18 protein-coding genes are annotated in these 15,268 nt (G+C 48.6%); 10 read left to right on the forward strand and 8 right to left on the reverse strand.

Annotation, left to right across the window (positions count from 1 at the left end; all coding sequences use genetic code 11):
* Positions 1–68: 68 nt before the first annotated feature.
* Positions 69–1,019 carry an AraC family transcriptional regulator gene (locus PZBJ_RS06885; protein WP_101761835.1) on the reverse strand — a complete coding sequence of 317 codons (951 nt, stop codon included), beginning with the start codon at positions 1,017–1,019 and terminating at the stop codon, positions 69–71.
* Between the two features lie 96 nt (positions 1,020–1,115).
* Here PZBJ_RS06885 and PZBJ_RS06890 point away from each other — a divergent pair, with 96 nt between their 5' ends.
* The 3 genes from PZBJ_RS06890 to PZBJ_RS06900 are packed head-to-tail and all read left to right on the forward strand — an operon-like array spanning position 1,116 to position 3,261.
* Positions 1,116–1,859, forward strand: coding sequence for an SDR family NAD(P)-dependent oxidoreductase (locus tag PZBJ_RS06890; protein ID WP_101761836.1), 744 nt, complete (start codon positions 1,116–1,118; stop codon positions 1,857–1,859).
* Positions 1,860–1,876: 17 nt separating this feature from the next.
* The gene (locus PZBJ_RS06895) at positions 1,877–2,281 is read left to right on the forward strand and encodes a VOC family protein (RefSeq protein WP_101761837.1); all 405 of its coding nucleotides are present in this window, start codon (positions 1,877–1,879) and stop codon (positions 2,279–2,281) included.
* A complete protein-coding gene (locus PZBJ_RS06900) occupies positions 2,278–3,261 on the forward strand; it encodes a saccharopine dehydrogenase family protein (protein ID WP_101761838.1) in 984 nt (327 codons plus the stop codon). Before PZBJ_RS06895 ends, PZBJ_RS06900 begins: the two co-directional genes overlap by 4 nt.
* A 158-nt stretch (positions 3,262–3,419) precedes the next feature.
* On the opposite strand, the gene PZBJ_RS06905 is transcribed toward PZBJ_RS06900, so the two are convergent.
* Positions 3,420–4,166: an SDR family NAD(P)-dependent oxidoreductase gene (locus tag PZBJ_RS06905; RefSeq protein WP_101761839.1), complete on the reverse strand. Its 747-nt coding sequence runs from the start codon at positions 4,164–4,166 to the stop codon at positions 3,420–3,422.
* Between the two features lie 996 nt (positions 4,167–5,162).
* Here PZBJ_RS06905 and PZBJ_RS06920 point away from each other — a divergent pair.
* On the forward strand, positions 5,163–5,552 hold the full coding sequence (locus tag PZBJ_RS06920; protein WP_101762019.1) for a cupin domain-containing protein: 390 nt from the start codon (positions 5,163–5,165) through the stop codon (positions 5,550–5,552).
* Positions 5,553–5,656: 104 nt separating this feature from the next.
* On the opposite strand, the gene PZBJ_RS06925 is transcribed toward PZBJ_RS06920, so the two are convergent.
* Complete coding sequence (locus tag PZBJ_RS06925; protein ID WP_101761841.1) at positions 5,657–6,523, reverse strand: LysR family transcriptional regulator; 867 nt, start codon at positions 6,521–6,523, stop codon at positions 5,657–5,659.
* A gap of 105 nt (positions 6,524–6,628) precedes the next feature.
* Between PZBJ_RS06925 and PZBJ_RS06930 the strand changes: the two genes are divergently transcribed.
* The 5 genes from PZBJ_RS06930 to gfa all read left to right on the forward strand — a co-directional run bounded on the left by PZBJ_RS06930 (position 6,629) and on the right by gfa (position 11,279).
* Positions 6,629–7,999 carry an MFS transporter gene (locus PZBJ_RS06930; protein WP_101761842.1) on the forward strand — a complete coding sequence of 457 codons (1,371 nt, stop codon included), beginning with the start codon at positions 6,629–6,631 and terminating at the stop codon, positions 7,997–7,999.
* A 290-nt stretch (positions 8,000–8,289) separates the two neighbouring features.
* Entirely contained in the window at positions 8,290–8,565 is a 276-nt protein-coding gene (locus PZBJ_RS06935) for a metal/formaldehyde-sensitive transcriptional repressor (protein ID WP_101761843.1), read from the forward strand.
* Positions 8,566–8,738: 173 nt separating this feature from the next.
* Entirely contained in the window at positions 8,739–9,227 is a 489-nt protein-coding gene (locus PZBJ_RS06940) for a helix-turn-helix domain-containing protein (protein WP_101761844.1), read from the forward strand.
* Positions 9,228–9,535: 308 nt separating this feature from the next.
* The gene (locus tag PZBJ_RS06945) at positions 9,536–10,645 is read left to right on the forward strand and encodes an S-(hydroxymethyl)glutathione dehydrogenase/class III alcohol dehydrogenase (RefSeq protein WP_101761845.1); all 1,110 of its coding nucleotides are present in this window, start codon (positions 9,536–9,538) and stop codon (positions 10,643–10,645) included.
* A gap of 58 nt (positions 10,646–10,703) precedes the next feature.
* Positions 10,704–11,279 carry an S-(hydroxymethyl)glutathione synthase gene (gene gfa / locus PZBJ_RS06950; protein ID WP_101761846.1) on the forward strand — a complete coding sequence of 192 codons (576 nt, stop codon included), beginning with the start codon at positions 10,704–10,706 and terminating at the stop codon, positions 11,277–11,279.
* Between the two features lie 109 nt (positions 11,280–11,388).
* On the opposite strand, the gene PZBJ_RS06955 is transcribed toward gfa, so the two are convergent.
* Positions 11,389–11,826 (reverse strand): hypothetical protein, encoded by a 438-nt coding sequence (locus tag PZBJ_RS06955; RefSeq protein ID WP_101761847.1) that lies wholly within the window; start codon positions 11,824–11,826, stop codon positions 11,389–11,391.
* 117 nt (positions 11,827–11,943) lie between these two features.
* Here PZBJ_RS06955 and PZBJ_RS06960 point away from each other — a divergent pair, with 117 nt between their 5' ends.
* Positions 11,944–12,837, forward strand: coding sequence for a LysR family transcriptional regulator (locus PZBJ_RS06960; protein ID WP_101762020.1), 894 nt, complete (start codon positions 11,944–11,946; stop codon positions 12,835–12,837).
* Between the two features lie 25 nt (positions 12,838–12,862).
* Here PZBJ_RS06960 and grxB read toward each other — a convergent pair whose 3' ends face one another.
* The 4 genes from grxB to PZBJ_RS06980 form a co-directional block, all read right to left on the reverse strand.
* The gene (gene grxB / locus PZBJ_RS06965) at positions 12,863–13,510 is read right to left on the reverse strand and encodes a glutaredoxin 2 (RefSeq protein WP_101761848.1); all 648 of its coding nucleotides are present in this window, start codon (positions 13,508–13,510) and stop codon (positions 12,863–12,865) included.
* A 33-nt stretch (positions 13,511–13,543) separates the two neighbouring features.
* Positions 13,544–13,897, reverse strand: coding sequence for a putative quinol monooxygenase (locus PZBJ_RS06970; RefSeq protein ID WP_101761849.1), 354 nt, complete (start codon positions 13,895–13,897; stop codon positions 13,544–13,546).
* Between the two features lie 124 nt (positions 13,898–14,021).
* A complete protein-coding gene (locus PZBJ_RS06975) occupies positions 14,022–14,219 on the reverse strand; it encodes a tautomerase family protein (protein ID WP_101761850.1) in 198 nt (65 codons plus the stop codon).
* Between the two features lie 122 nt (positions 14,220–14,341).
* Positions 14,342–15,262: a LysR family transcriptional regulator gene (locus tag PZBJ_RS06980; protein WP_101761851.1), complete on the reverse strand. Its 921-nt coding sequence runs from the start codon at positions 15,260–15,262 to the stop codon at positions 14,342–14,344.
* Between the last annotated feature and the right edge of the window lie 6 nt (positions 15,263–15,268).

The following is a 15,268-nucleotide window of genomic DNA, read 5'->3' on the forward strand; positions in this document are numbered from 1 at the left end:
CTACCCGCGAAGTGAAATATCGTGTGGTGAGTTATTGCTTTGTTACGGCAGCAAAATTTACTGCCGCATCAAACGTGGTGATTCAGCGGGCTTTCTGCACCATCAGCGTCGTACCTTAGACTTGCAACGTCTTTCAAAGGAGTGCGGCCAAAGAAACGGGCGTACTCGCGATTAAACTGAGGCACGCTGCGATAACCCACCTCCATGGCAACAGACGTGACGCTCTGCTGGCGCGCCAGTAATTTGGTTCTGGCATGGAGAAGACGGACGCGCTTCTGATACTGGACCGGACTCATGTTTGTCACGGACTTAAAATGACGATGAAAAGCCGATACGCTCATGGCTTCCTGTGCGGCCAGTGATTCAACCACAAATTCATCAGCAAAATTATGTCTTATCCAGCGAATAGCATTACCTATCCGCGCCAGCATGGTTCCCGGTGAAGCAATATCCCTCAGCATCCAGCCATGTGGGCCTTTCAGAACATGATAAAGGATTTCACGTTCATATACCGGTGCGAGAGCCGGGATATCTTCAGGGCTCTTCATCAGGCGAAGCATTCTTACCCAGGCATCCAGCAGCTCGGGCGTGACGGCAGCAACGGAAAAAGCACCCGACTGTGGATCAGCCTTCACGGGAGTTAAATCAGCCAACAACGTCGCTATCCGCTCAGGTGTCAGGGTCAGACTGACCGCGAGATAAGGAGCACCGGTGGCCTCGGGAAGGACTTCGCCTACGGCTGGCAAATCTACTGACATGACAAAGTAAGAAGCAGGGTTGTAGTGGAATACCCGGTCACCTACCGTCATGGATTTACTTCCCCGCAGTATGAGATTAACCATCGGCTCATAGACCGCAGCCAGAGCATGCGCGGGAACGTCCCCCTGCACCATTGCCACACGCGGTATACCGGTTTCGGTTCGCCAGAGTCGGGCATGAGCGGCCAGAAGGCGCAGTTCGTCAAGCAGGGGTTCCAGTGTCAAGGTCAGCCTCCTCAGTATGATGATTAAAGCGAGCATAAAGCAGAAAAAGGCAAGAATCGAGCAGGAACGCAGAGGCAGAGCTGTCCCGGAGGTTTTATCCTTTTTCCTCTCGCAGACAGAAAGGATGAAACCTTGAAAATTGTACTGATTACCGGCGGCAGTGGCGGAATTGGCGCCAGTGTGGCGCAGCAGTGCGCGGCTAAAGGGATGGGGGTGATTGTGACTTATAACAGCCATCCTGAATCTGCCCTGAGGGTTGTGAAGGAGATTGAAGCGTCAGGCGGCCATGCCGTTGCGCTGCATCTGGATGTGGCTCGCACCGAAACCTTCGGCACTTTCCGCGATGCCTTACTTGAGATAGTCAGTATCACCTGGGAACGTGAGCACATTGACGTGCTGGTAAACAACGCCGGGTTTGGACTCTTCAACCCGATTGAAACGGTGACGGAGAGTGAGTTCGACACTCTTTTTGCCGTGCACCTGAAGGGCCCTTTTTTCCTGACCCAGAAGCTGCTGCCACTGATTTGCGATGGAGGACACATCATCAACGTTACCAGCGCCACCACGCGCGTGGCGACGGCAGGTGTTGCGCCCTACGCTGCCTTTAAAGGCGGCCTTGAAGTACTGACCCGCTATATGGCCAAAGAGTTCGGGCCGCGGCGCATCCGGGCAAACGCAGTCTCTCCGGGTGCAATCCGTACGTCGCTTGGCGGAGGGCTGAATGATGAATTTGAGGCGCTACTCGCCTCACAGACCGCGCTGGAACGCGTGGGGGAGCCGGATGATGTCGGCCGGGTTATCGCAGGCCTGGTCTCTGATGACGGCGTCTGGATCAACGCACAATCCATTGAGGTTGCCGGCGGCTACCAAATCTGAATCCTTCCGGAGGTTTTATGCTGGATCATCTGTTTCTTACGGTCAGCGATACAGACCGTTCTGTCCGTTTTTATACGGAAGCGCTTGCTCCTCTCGGCATCACGGTTCGTCATGATTATGACGGAAAAGAGGGGCCGCCCGGCCACCCGGATTTGAAAGGGTTCGGTGCTCAGGGCCGGATTTTTTTCTGGCTACGCGAAGGAACTGTTGCACCAGCTTCTGTACATGTCGGGTTTGTCGCACGAAATCAGACAATGGTGAACGAAGCCTATGCTTCAGCCATGCGTGCCGGCGCGTCTGACAATGGCGCACCTGGCGCCCGGCTTCACTACGATCCCCGCTACTACGCCGCCGGCGTTTTCGACCCCGATGGCTACAGCCTGGAATTTGTTTATAAAAAATGGCAGCACCCTCAACCATGAAAACATTACTGATTTATGGCGCCACCGGTTACACGGGACGCATGACCGCCGCCCAGGCTAAAAGTGCCGGCTTGAATATTATTATTGCCGGCAGAAACATGCAGCGGCTGGCCGCACTTGCCGGTGAACTTGACGTCAGTATGCGGGTATTCGGCCTGGAGGACGCTGCTGAAACCGCGCTGCAGCTGGCGGGCGTCGGCGTTGTGCTGAACTGCGCCGGGCCGTTTGCTGCTACAGCAGAACCGCTGATGAAAGCCTGCATAGACCAGGGTATTCATTACCTTGATATCACAGCGGAAATTAACGTTTACCGGCTGGCTGAGTCACTGGGAGATAGAGCGGCGGTGGCCGGAAGTATGCTACTGCCGGGCGTGGGCTGGGACGTGGTGCCTACCGACTGCCTGGCCGTTCGCCTTGTACGACATGTACCGGAACCACGACGGTTGCGTATAGCATTACAGGTGGCCGGAACGATGTCCCGGGGGTCTGCCGTCAGCGCAGGCGAAATAATCGCAGCCGGCCTGCTGGAACGTGTTAACGGTATTCTGATGACGAAAGAGAATGCGCAGCCCGGCTGGTTTGATTTTGGTGAAGGCCCTGTGGCCTGTGCGCCGCTTTCCTTTGGCGATCTGGTGACGGCATGGCATTCAACCGGTATTCCAGATATTGAGATGTTTGTGAATGTAACAGGGGATGCCTTTCCGCAGGGTGATTTGTCCCTGCTTCCTGAAGGGCCCGGGCAGGATGAACGCGATGCAACTCGTGCACGCGCTGTTGCTGAGGTCACCGGAGCTGACGGAAGGGTCCACCGGGCTGTGATCGGGACGGTTAACGGATATTCCTATACGCCGCTTGCGGCCACAGAGGCTGCGAGGCGTGTTCTGAACGGTGACTGTTTTCCCGGTTTTCAGACGCCGGCGATCGTTTTTGGTAGTGAGTTTGCGCTGAGTATTGCGGGTACGTGGCTCCAGCTCTCCTGACTCTGTTAATAAGCTGCACCGGTCAGCAATGAGCTGGCCGGTGCCCCGCAATTAAACGTCAGGGTAAAAGCGACGCTTTTTTCAGCGTGATAGCAGAGAATTCATTTTTCGTGGTACCGACAGTTGTTTTACTGATGTTGCCCAAAAATATTCCTTAGTCAGATCTGAGATGCACCGCCATCGGCAAAAATTTCCGCGCCGTTAATATAACTGGCATCTTCACTGGCGAGGAAGACTACAGCTTTTGCTATTTCTTCAGTCTGGCCGATACGGCCAATCGGACTGCGGTCACGCAAAGATTGCAGAATGGCGTCAACGGGCTCGGGAAGGAAATCGTGTAAGGATTGAGTATCCACCGGTCCGGGGCTGAGGATATTAATGCGAACGCCAGCACCTTTTATGTCCAAAATCCAGCTGCGTACCATTGCACGTAAAGCAGCCTTGGTGCCTCCATAAACACTGAGGCCCTGACCAGGATTAATGGAGGCCGTTGAGCCTGTGATAATAATGCTGCTGCCTGGTTTCATAAGTGGTAATGCTTTCTGAACGGTAAACGTGATACCCCTTACGTTCGTTGTGAACTGACGATCGAACTTCTCCGGGGTAATCTGCCCGAGGGGTTCAAATTCGCCCATGCCGGCATTTGCTATCAGAATGTCAATACGACCAAACCGGGACAATATTTGCTTATAAAAACTATCCAGTTCGGAGAGGCTGGATACATCCACCTGAAACTGACTCGCATCCGGCCCAAGAGTACTAAGTGCGGATTTAAGTTTATTTTTGTCCCGGCCGGTAATGATCACAGTTGCACCGAGTGCTGCTAATTCCTGTGCGATCCCAAGACCAATGCCAGATGATGCGCCGGTCACAACCGCGATTTTGTTCTGAAAAGAGTGAGTCACTATGTATTCTCCTGATTATCGTGAGCTGGATTTATAGTGATCACTACATTAAAAATTAAATCCTCACAAGTTAAAATTCAAATTAGATTTAAAAGATGATTTATATCAACAATATGATTAAGTTGGTGTATGTAGATTGTTTTAGTGGTTACTACATTAACTTTTTCAGAAATGAAGTTAAAACAAGAGAGCAGGTTGCGACGATCTGCATTTTAACGCGAAGCATTAGTCGCAATTGCACAGGCACTCTTTCATGAGCATGGCTATGACGCTGTCAGGATTGCTGACCTGAAGCGGGGGCTGAACACCAAGCCGGATATCAAGGCACATACCTGACTGTTCATCGATAATCATGAGGGTCCATACAGGACAACGGTCAAACGTGACGTAAAACATTCCAAATCCGGTAAATTTCCGACATTTCAGATCCGGATCGCACTTGAGCTAAAAGCGCAGTTCAAAGTTGCAGCGACAGAGGCGTGGATGGGGCTTGGGAACTGGTTGAAAATGCCTGGACGGAGGGGGTTGGAGCAATGGGGGTTGAATTTAGAAGTAGGTTGTATTAGCTCATGGTTGATGTGATGTGTTTGTTGAACAGCGCAAAAGTTTATTTGATAGTCCGCTGTGTGCCAATAGCGGACGTCGCCGTTCAATTTTTATGAAAAAAAGCCCAAATCATTTGGGCTCGAAATTGTGGAGTAAATATTTTCATTCTTCCCTTTTGCGGTAGGGTTGAGTGAATTGTAATCGTGATTAGCTTCAGCCTTTTATTATTCTATGCTTTAAAGAAATTTGGTGGTTTATTTATCCATCGGTTAGGTGATTGTTTTATCAATATATGCTTTTAATTGGCTTCGTTTCTTGACGGATTTCTCTATAGGTACGATTAATTAATAGGGACATATTTAATGGCTTGGTAATGTTGAGGTTGGAAATTCATAAGGACCAAACTGCTCATTTATCAATATGTTAAATTTAATAACCACAGGGGAAATGATGAAAAAGAACACTAATGAACATACAAATGAATCAGAGACCTTGCTTAAGAGCGGACTTGCCTGGAATGGCCAACGTTTAGAGAGCTATCCCTCTGGCGAACTTGAAATTACTGTTATGAAAATGACCATCCCCGCTCATTCAGAGTTACCATGGCATACTCATCCCATTCCTAATACTGCCTACATTCTGTCCGGCTCTCTGACCATTGAAGACAAAGACAGCGGAGAAACCAAAACCTTTCATGCTGGCGAGGCTTTCAATGAGTCCATCGATATAGCACACCGAGGATTCACCACGGATGAAAGCGTTGACGTCATCATCTTCTACGCAGGCGCAAAGGGTGAGGAGCTCTCCGTCCCTTTACCTGGAGAAGAATCTGAGTATTAAGGCATCCAGTGCTTACTACTAATTGATTTTTAGAATGAATGGCGGTGGTGAAAGCTACCTCCATTCATCTGCATTACCTGTATGAGGCCGACACGTTTGACTCCTTACTGGTTCAACCCTAATCCTTTTTTATCTAAAAACTCAGTAATTGTTTGCGCGAGTTTTCGTATCTGGGAATCGTCACGCAGGTCTGGATGTTTCGCTAACCAGATATCCAGCGTTAGCATTGGTTGTTCAGTGGGCAATTTAATCAGCCGTGGTTCTTTATCCGCTAAAAAACAGGGTAAACCCGCTACACCAATTCCTGAACAAGCTGCCTCATATTGATTGCTCAAATCGCTGACTTCACAACTAACCCGCCTGTTTCCTCTAACCTCATACAGCCATCTTTTATGCGCGAAACTGGGTTCCTTGTGGGAATAAGCAATAAAATCCCAGCTTGAAGGATTTTTAATATTCCTGTAATCAGGCGTGGTATATAAACCAAACTTCATCAGACCTGCTTTTTTTATAATATCGGTCTCTTCTATTGGCGGAGAGAGGCGCAGCGATAAATCAGCTTCCATTTTTGAAAGAGACACAAATTGTGGTTCACTCTGAATAGAAAGCTGTATGTCAGGATTTTGCTGCGTCATCTCAAAAAGAGCGGGAGCAAAAAAATGTCGGGCGAGTATTGGTGGAGCCGAGATCGCTACCCTTGAACGGGTAGATGTTTTACCGGAGGAGGAAAGTCGCGCAACGGAATAAACTTTCGCCTCAATATCCTTTGCCTCTTTTAAAATTTTTTCACCAATCGGTGTCAGGCGTGCTTCACGAGGTCGTCGGATGACAAGTTGAATGCCCAATACTGCTTCAAGCGATGCAAGCCTGCGACTCACTGTGGCTTGATCAACTTTCAAATCTTTTGCAGCACCTGAAATCGTACCGGCTTTAGCAATGGCCAGAAAAAAACGGAGATCTTCCCAATTCATGATGTATGCGTTTTTGCATGGATGGTGTGCAAATTTTAGTATTTACGCATGTCGTGTCAATTCTTATCCTTTAGTCATGATTCACTCATTTTGGCTTAGTTTGTAATGTCGAAAATAACGCCCACTTTAGCGGCAACACTCATCTCATCCTGCATGGGCTTTTTGGTCGTTCAACTCGATGTCAGCGTGGTTAATGTTGGATTGAGCGCATTGAGAGAGGCGTTTAAAACCGACCTTACTGGCCTTCAATGGGTCATCAATAGTTATGCTTTAGTGTTTTCAGCACTGCTAATTCTTGGAGGCGCATTAGGGGATAAGTACGGTGCAAAGACTGTCTTTGCCTGGGGATTTGGCATCTTTACGTTCGGATCGATCGGCTGTGGGTTAGCTGACGGCATGGCAATGTTGATTACGCTGCGTGGTATTCAGGGAATTGGCGCTGCCCTGTTGGTACCCACCTCCTTAACGTTAATCAGGCTGACTTTCCAGGATACAAATACCCGTCGTACGGCCGTTGCTATGTGGGGTGCCTGTGGAGGTATCGCTCTTGCTGCAGGACCGGTGCTGGGCGGCATCCTCATCCAGTATTTGGGCTGGCGAAGCGTGTTTTTAATCAATGTTCCCATTGGCCTTATCGCAATTATCCTCATCCTGCGTTTTGCTCCAGCTTCTCCACGTGTTGATAAGAAAGTCGATGTGCCGGGTCAGATAGCAAGCGCTATTGCCATCGCTTCCCTGACATATGCCCTGACAGAATCGAGCGATCGGGGCTGGACAATGTTGCCTCTTGTAGCGTTATGTCTGGCAATCCTCTCAACCTTAATATTTACAGTCACGGAAAGGCATGTGGCGGATCCTATGCTGCCTCCTCGTTTAGTCAAAAATAAGATGCTGATTGCAATGTGCCTTAGTGGCGCCGTCATCAACCTGGTTTTTTACGGCACCGTTTTTGTTCTAAGCCTCTTTTTCCAGACCGTTAAAGGCTACGGTGCATTCCAGACTGGCATCGCTTTCATTCCTTTGACTGCCGTGCTGACCGTATCAACGATGATATCTTCACGAGTTGCACGTCGGGTAAGTGCGATACGTATCATCACCACCGGATTTAGCGTGCAAATTATCGGGTTTTTATTGTTATCCCAATTATCGGTTAACTCATCTTTATGGCTACTGAATGGCGCACTAATGCTGGTCGGTATGGGTAGCGCGATGTCAGTACCCTCAGTTACAAATACGATGCTCGCTTCAGTTTCACAGCACGATGCCGGTATATCCTCGGGTTTGATGGCGTCAGCAAGACAGTTAGGTGGGGTCGTTGGCGTCGCCATCTTTGGGGCGCTAATAACACATACCGATACTGCAACATTTTCGCGCGGTATGGCTAAAGCGATGCTGCTCTCTGCCTTGGTTTTGTTGTTCTGCATAGTGATAAATCTCATTATGACGAGACGCGCACGCGAAGCAGTCGAGATTTAGTTCTCACTGTCAAGATGGATGCCGACATTGAACACAACCATTGCAAACGCCCTGTTTGTTAACTTCAAATGAACTGACCCTTTATCATGATGCATGACCAAATTTACACTGTAAATTAGAGTTATCAGGGGGTATTGGAGTCATAGTTCCCATCTGGCAAACTGTCCGGCAACGCTCATAGCTGCAGGCAAATAAGTCTATTTTCAGGTGATCAACTGTTATGGCAGTAATCGCTAATGAAGATAGCGCCTTCATGTTATGATATACCCCGGTACAGTATGTGAGGATGTATGCCACACTCTCCTGAAGATAAAAAGCGAGCGCTTAACAGAATTAAAAGGATACAGGGTCAATGCGAAGGCATTCAGCGATCGCTGGAAGCTGGGGTGGATTGTGCTCCTGTATTGATGCAAATGGCTGCTGTCAGAGGCGCAATTAATGGTCTGATGACCGAGATCCTGGAAAGCTACATAAAAGAAGAGTTCGCAGGGAAGTTAACATCCGAAAGCGGTAGCGATCAGGAGATCGGTGAACTGGTTAAATTAGTTCGCTCTTATTTTAAGTAATCAGTTTGACGGTGGCTCATTTAGGGCCTTGGTGAAGCAGCGTTTTTTGGCGCTGCTTTTTTATGTCTACAGTTAAGAAGCTCAGTCTATTAAATTATCATCGTTAAATTATTTGAACGAGCCGCCATTAATCTATGTGCTAAAGTTTGTTCAGTATTTTACGGACGATCAATATGACTATTTCAAGCAATCAGAAAACCGGCCCCAGAGCGATAAATTATTCAATTAAATCAGATGACTGCAATAGTAGGGATCTTGTTTTGCACGCAGTTGTCAGAGACATTATAAAGTGGATTGATGGCAACCTTGATGTAAATCTTAGAGTTGATGTTATTACCAGAAAGAGTGGATATACCCACTGGTATTTTCAACGAAGATTCAAAGAAATAACCGGAATATCAATAGCGGATTACATCCGGATTTGTCGTGTTATAAATGCTACCAGTGCGCTAATCACTACCGACAAAAACATTATGTCGATCGCAATGGATAATGGTTTTAGTAGTCAGCAAACCTTCACGCGCGTCTATCGTCACTACGTTAACGAACCACCAGGAAGCATCCGCAAGGCCTATTGTGGCGAACCTGCATATGTTGAAAATATGAGGTCAGAAATGTTTCAGAGCTATCCTTTCTTCCAGAGTAGAGAAACGACTCATTAACCTTTTCTCACCTTCTTTTATGGCGATAGCTAACAGCGGTCGCCGCTCTCATTGCATCATCATAAAGCGGGCGTTTGCAGAGGTTATGGGAACTACAAACAATTTCGTTGTTGTTTAATGTCATTAAAAAACAATTATATATATTGATTTTCATGTAAGATTCAAAAATTATATATACCCCATAGGGGTATGCGATCTATACTCCCCCTACTCAATAAACATTTACCACCTCTTTAGAGCGGCGTGATTAGCATTTTGCGAATAACCACTCCGCTCAATCCGAACCCTCAATTAAGTGGAGTGCAGTTATGAAATCACGCGCTGCTGTTGCATTTGGCCCAGGCCAGCCTTTAAAAATTGTTGAAATTGACGTCGAGCCACCACGCGCTGGCGAAGTGTTAGTAAAAATCAGTCACACCGGCGTCTGCCACACTGACGCCTTTACCTTATCAGGTGATGATCCTGAAGGCGTTTTCCCTGCAGTACTTGGACATGAAGGTGCTGGCGTAGTCGTTGAGGTTGGCGAAGGTGTTACCAGCGTAAAACCTGGCGATCACGTCATTCCTCTTTACACCGCTGAATGTGGCGAATGCCTGTTCTGCAAATCCGGCAAGACCAACCTGTGCACCGCAGTGCGTGCCACTCAGGGTAAAGGCCTGATGCCAGACGGCACAACGCGCTTCTCATACAACGGTCAGCCGATCTACCACTACATGGGTTGCTCAACTTTCAGTGAGTACACTGTGGTGGCTGAAGTCTCTCTGGCGAAAATAAATCCAGAAGCCAACCACGAGCATGTTTGCCTGCTCGGCTGCGGTGTAACCACCGGTATCGGCGCTGTTCACAATACGGCAAAAGTGCAGCCTGGTGATTCAGTGGCCATCTTCGGATTGGGTGGCATCGGTCTTGCAGCCATTCAGGGTGCGCGTCAGGCGAAAGCGGGCCGCATCATTGCTATTGATACCAACCCATCCAAGTTTGAGCTGGCTAAGCAGTTCGGCGCAACAGACTGCATCAATCCAAACGATTTCGACAAACCTATTCAGGAAGTCATTATTGAAATGACTGGCTGGGGTGTCGATCACTCTTTCGAATGTATCGGCAATGTGAACGTGATGCGTGCAGCGCTTGAGTCTTCACACCGTGGCTGGGGTCAGTCGGTCATTATTGGCGTAGCCGGTGCGGGCAAAGAGATTTCCACACGTCCGTTCCAGCTGGTTACGGGCCGTCAGTGGAAAGGCTCTGCATTTGGTGGCGTTAAAGGCCGCAGTCAGCTGCCAGGAATGGTTGAAGATGCCATGAAGGGTGAAATTGAGCTGAAGCCATTTGTTACTCACACAATGTCACTTGATGACATTAATGATGCATTTGACCTGATGCATGAAGGCAAATCTATCCGCACCGTTATCCACTACTGATCTCTTAACGCATCAGGTGCGGCGCGCTTGTCGCACCTGTTTAATCAAGGATTAATTCATGAACGTTCAGAAAATCCATCCAGCGGTAGACGCCGACATTAAAGCTGCAAATGAGCATTTTTCTGGTGGCGTGCTGCATTGCCACTGCACGGAAAATCAGGTTGAAGTAAAGCTCGATAGCCAGACCATGTTTAATCACGCCTGTGGTTGCACGAAATGCTGGAAACCTTCAGGTGCTTTATTCTCACTGGTTGCAGTTGTTCCCAAAGGTAAAGTCTCTGTAATCGCAAACGCAGAGAAATTGAAAGTCGTTGATGAAAATGCCCTGATTAGACGTCATGCCTGTACCCAATGTGGCGTTCATATGTATGGCCGCATTGAGAACGAGCAACATGCATTTTACGGTCTGGATTTTGTTCATACTGAACTGTCTGATGCCGAAGGCTGGTCTGCGCCAGGATTTGCAGCTTTCGTTTCGTCCATTATTGAAAGCGGTGCGCCTGTTTCTAAAATGGCCGACGTCCGTGAGCGCTTGTCTGAGCTGGCGTTGACGCCATACGATTGTCTGTCACCAGAACTGATGGACATGCTGGCAGCTCACAGCGCCAAACAGGCTGGAACCTGGCAGGAATAAACGTCTCACGGTGAGTGTCGGGCGTTAATATTTTCTACTATAAAAACGATATGCAATGATGCTTAGCCGGTTACTCACCTCGCAGTAACCGGCTTTTTTTGTACCTGAATCATGTGGAATGAATCGCTGTAATTCCGAGGTGGTGGGTTATCTCACGGACAAAAACAAATCCTGCGAGCACCTGCAACGCCTCTTCCGATAAAGAGAGTGGATGGTAGGAAATATCATCCGCCAGTTTATTGAAGGCTTCCTCAATGTGCTCGGGTGTGGCTAAAGATGCATCTTCTAAATAGCCAGTACACACGGCCTTTAACAAAGGATCTCGGCTGCTTGCCTCACCATGGATCGGGGTGATTGTCGAATCGGATTCAATAATCTCCTCAGTGCGGTAAATCATCATTTCAAGGTGCCAGGCGGTAAGCGATGTCTGCGCCGTTATTCCGGATAGGATGTAATCCAGGCCTCTCGCTATATCAATTCTTTTGCCTGATTCGGGCCAATAAAAATGTGTGCTTTCACGTAATAGGGAAAATTCAGCGTTAATCATTTCACACCCTTAAGCTGTTAAAGGAGGTCGTTAAGCGTCCGTCTGACGTTGAACGCGTTAAAAATAGATGACATCATAAATACCACTAACGGGCTCATCTACAACAAGGTGTTTCTAATGGATCGTCTTACCAGTATGACGGTTTTTACGCGTTCCGTAGAATTGGGCTCATTTACCGCCGCTGCTGAAGCGCTGGATATGTCACCTCAGCTGGTTGGAAAAAACGTTTCCTTCCTTGAACAACATCTGGGTGTTCGCCTGATAAACCGCACTACACGACAGCACAGCGTGACTGAAGCTGGTCGCGACTTCTATGAGCGGGCAAAGATTATTCTTGCTGAGCTCGAGGCAGCAGAATCCTTTGCAGCCGAGACACGGGCGACACCGCGAGGCCGCATCCGTATTAATGCTCCTGTCACCTTTGGCGTTCATGCGCTTGCACCATTACTGCCGGTTTACCTTAAGCAAAACCCAGACGTTACTGTTGAACTGATGCTGGCGAACAGAATGGTAGACCTGATTGATGAAGGTTTTGACATCGTTTTTCGGGTTGGACATCTCCCGGACAGTGGTTTGGTTGCGCGCGCGCTACATCCATACCAGCTGATTGCCTGTGCTTCACAAGCTTACCTGGATGATGCGCCGCCTTTGGTTCATCCCAGCGATCTCAGCCAACATGAGTGCCTGATTTTCAGTCATACCTCGTTGAGAACACATTGGGAGTTTGAAAGCGCTGAAGGGATGCTACGTGTTGCCATCGACGGAAGGTTGATGCTGGACAGTGGAGAGGCGCTCATCAATGCTGCTCGCGCCGGACAGGGCGTGGCGCTACAACCTGCAGAGCTGGTTAAGCCACTGATTGATGAAGGCTACCTGATACAGGTATTGAGCGAGTTTAAAATTCCCACGCGTCCTTTGCATATTCTTCACGCACCCGATCGTCGCCTGACGCCTAAGGTACGCAGCTTCCTTGATTTTGCTTCAGACCACTTTGGTTCCGGACGGCTTTGAGTATCTGCCGCCCATAAACATTGAGTCAAATAGCGATGTCGTCATTGAGATTAACCTGTGATCTCAATGCCATCTCTCTGCGCCATGCATCAATTTTTTGCGGCCATTTAATCCCTTTAACGATGGATAATGAGCGCAGTAGTGGGAAGAGACGAATATCCGTGAGCGAGAAATGCCCGGTCTCTTTCTCTTGCTGCGAGAACAACACCTCAAGAATCTCGAGTTTTGCGTTTATCTCAGTCACCATGGTTTCGGTTTGTTCCAGCAAACGTGGGAAGGGACCGAAGACTGCTTCTTTTTTACTGACGAAATATTTTCTCGCCGCATCCTGACGAAACTCTTCAAAATCAGCGCTTGCCCAGCGCGGGATCGCCAGCGGATAAATCACTTTTGTCGCCTCTTCCATCCAGGCTTCGATGGCTGGATCGTCAGCCACGGTTAGGACAGAAGCTCCATAGTTCTCATCAATATACTTAACGATGTCCAGGCTTTCGCCAATCGCTTCATTGCTCTCTGTAACCAGTACCGGGAGCATTTTTTTACCGATGAGGCGAGTTGGTGTTTCTTCGTCATCATTTGGCAGGACAATGATTTCGCACTCAACATCTTTTAAGCCAAAAATCATGCGTGAGCGCACACAGAACGGGCAGTGATCGTACACATAAAGTTTCATAGCGGAGCCTTTCATCGTTTTTAATCTACAAAATTAACGGGTAAATCCATCAAAAGGCGTCATATACACGGCACCAAACGGATCTAAACGTTTACGGATTTCATCATCGGGTTCGCCGTAAACCGTCAGGCCGGTGATGGTGACTAAAGAGAGGAAGGTTTCAGCGAAAGGTGCGAACGTGTGATCAACATGGCTCACCAGGTCTTGCTGACGATAACGCTCAACGATGTGCGCTGTTTTCTGATCGTCGCTGACGCTGTAGACATAACTCAGCGTGCCGGGTTCTTTACTGGTGGCTTCTACAACGCGTGAAACCAATTCTTTAAACGCCGGAAATTGTCCGTCATTAACGGCCAGATTAAACACGCAGGTAATTTCATTTTTCATCGTAATCTCCAGAACTATGGGAGCAGGCGAATGTGCAAAGAAGAGAGGCAGGCATTCCCCGCAAGAGGAATATGCCGTTATGCGCTGGGGCATAACGGCGAATTTGACTAAGGTGCGCTGCTGGTCAGCTCGACTTTTTCAGCGTCTCGGCAAAAATTTCACCTGAGATTGCCCAGTTGTCGGTGGTTACGTCGTTGAAAATGACATAGACATACTGTGGGTCAACTTTAGCGTGGGTTGCGATAGCTTCAGTCACTGCTTTAGCGATAGCAGGTTTAGCATCATCACGACCATCGAACATCTGGATATTAACTACTGGCATGGTAGAACCCCTTCATGAGTGGATGAATTGTCAGACAACCTGACGTTGAAGAAATCCTACGCTGATAGCTGAGGTGGATAAACAGGCTCAAAGGGGACAGAGTGTAGAACTGATGTCTACAATCATTCGAATGCTTTTTGTGCCGCTAATTCAATCAACTCATCAATGATAAAACGTACGCCGGGTAGCAAGTGTCGGGCGCGGGGCCATATGACATTTAGCTCGGTGGGCGCTGGATTGCAGGCGGCAAGCAGGGGAACCAGTTTTCCTGTTTGTATATGTGGTCGTAAAAGCGCTTCAGGAAACTGAATTAAACCGGCACCGGCAATGCAGGCATCGATCATGGCATCGCCATCACTGATTTGATGAAAAGGTGTGGGTTTAAGTCTAATGTCCTTGCCGCTCTCGTCACGAATTAACCAGCTAAGCGGTGCGCCGCCGCGCCAGGCAAGAATACAGCGGTGCCCGGCCAGTTCGGTCAGCGTCTCAGGCTTACCGTACGTCGAAATATAGGCGGGTGATGCGCAGATAATCAGATGCTGGTCGTTCAGCTTACGCGCGATAAGATCGGTGGTGTCTTTAACTGGACCAAACCGGATGGCAAGATCAAAACCAATATCCAGTGGGTCAATGATGCGATCGTTAAACGTGATGGTTAGCTTCAGATGTGGATAGCGCTTAGTCATGTCCATCAATACCGGCATCATCACCGATCGGCCAAAGGCAGCAGGCAGATCGATCCTCACTGTTCCCGTGGGTTCCGTTAGCTTTGAACGCAGCGCCATCTCGGCCATTTGCAGGGTTTCCAGCGCACTCTGGCAGCTTGCCAGATACGCTTCGCCTTCCGTGGTCAGGCTGATTTTACGCGTGGTGCGATGAAAGAGTGGAATGCCGAGATTATGCTCAAGTCGCTGAATACTTTTGCCAATGGCTGATTTCGACACGCCCAACTGTTCAGCAGCTTCGGTAAAGCTACTTGCGTTAGCCGCCGTCACAAAGTGGACGATGCTGCTGAAAGATTCGGTAGAAATCACTGTTGGCATCGTGAG

The sequence above is a fragment of the Pantoea endophytica genome (assembly GCF_002858935.1).
In the GTDB taxonomy this organism is placed as follows: domain Bacteria; phylum Pseudomonadota; class Gammaproteobacteria; order Enterobacterales; family Enterobacteriaceae; genus Pantoea; species Pantoea leporis.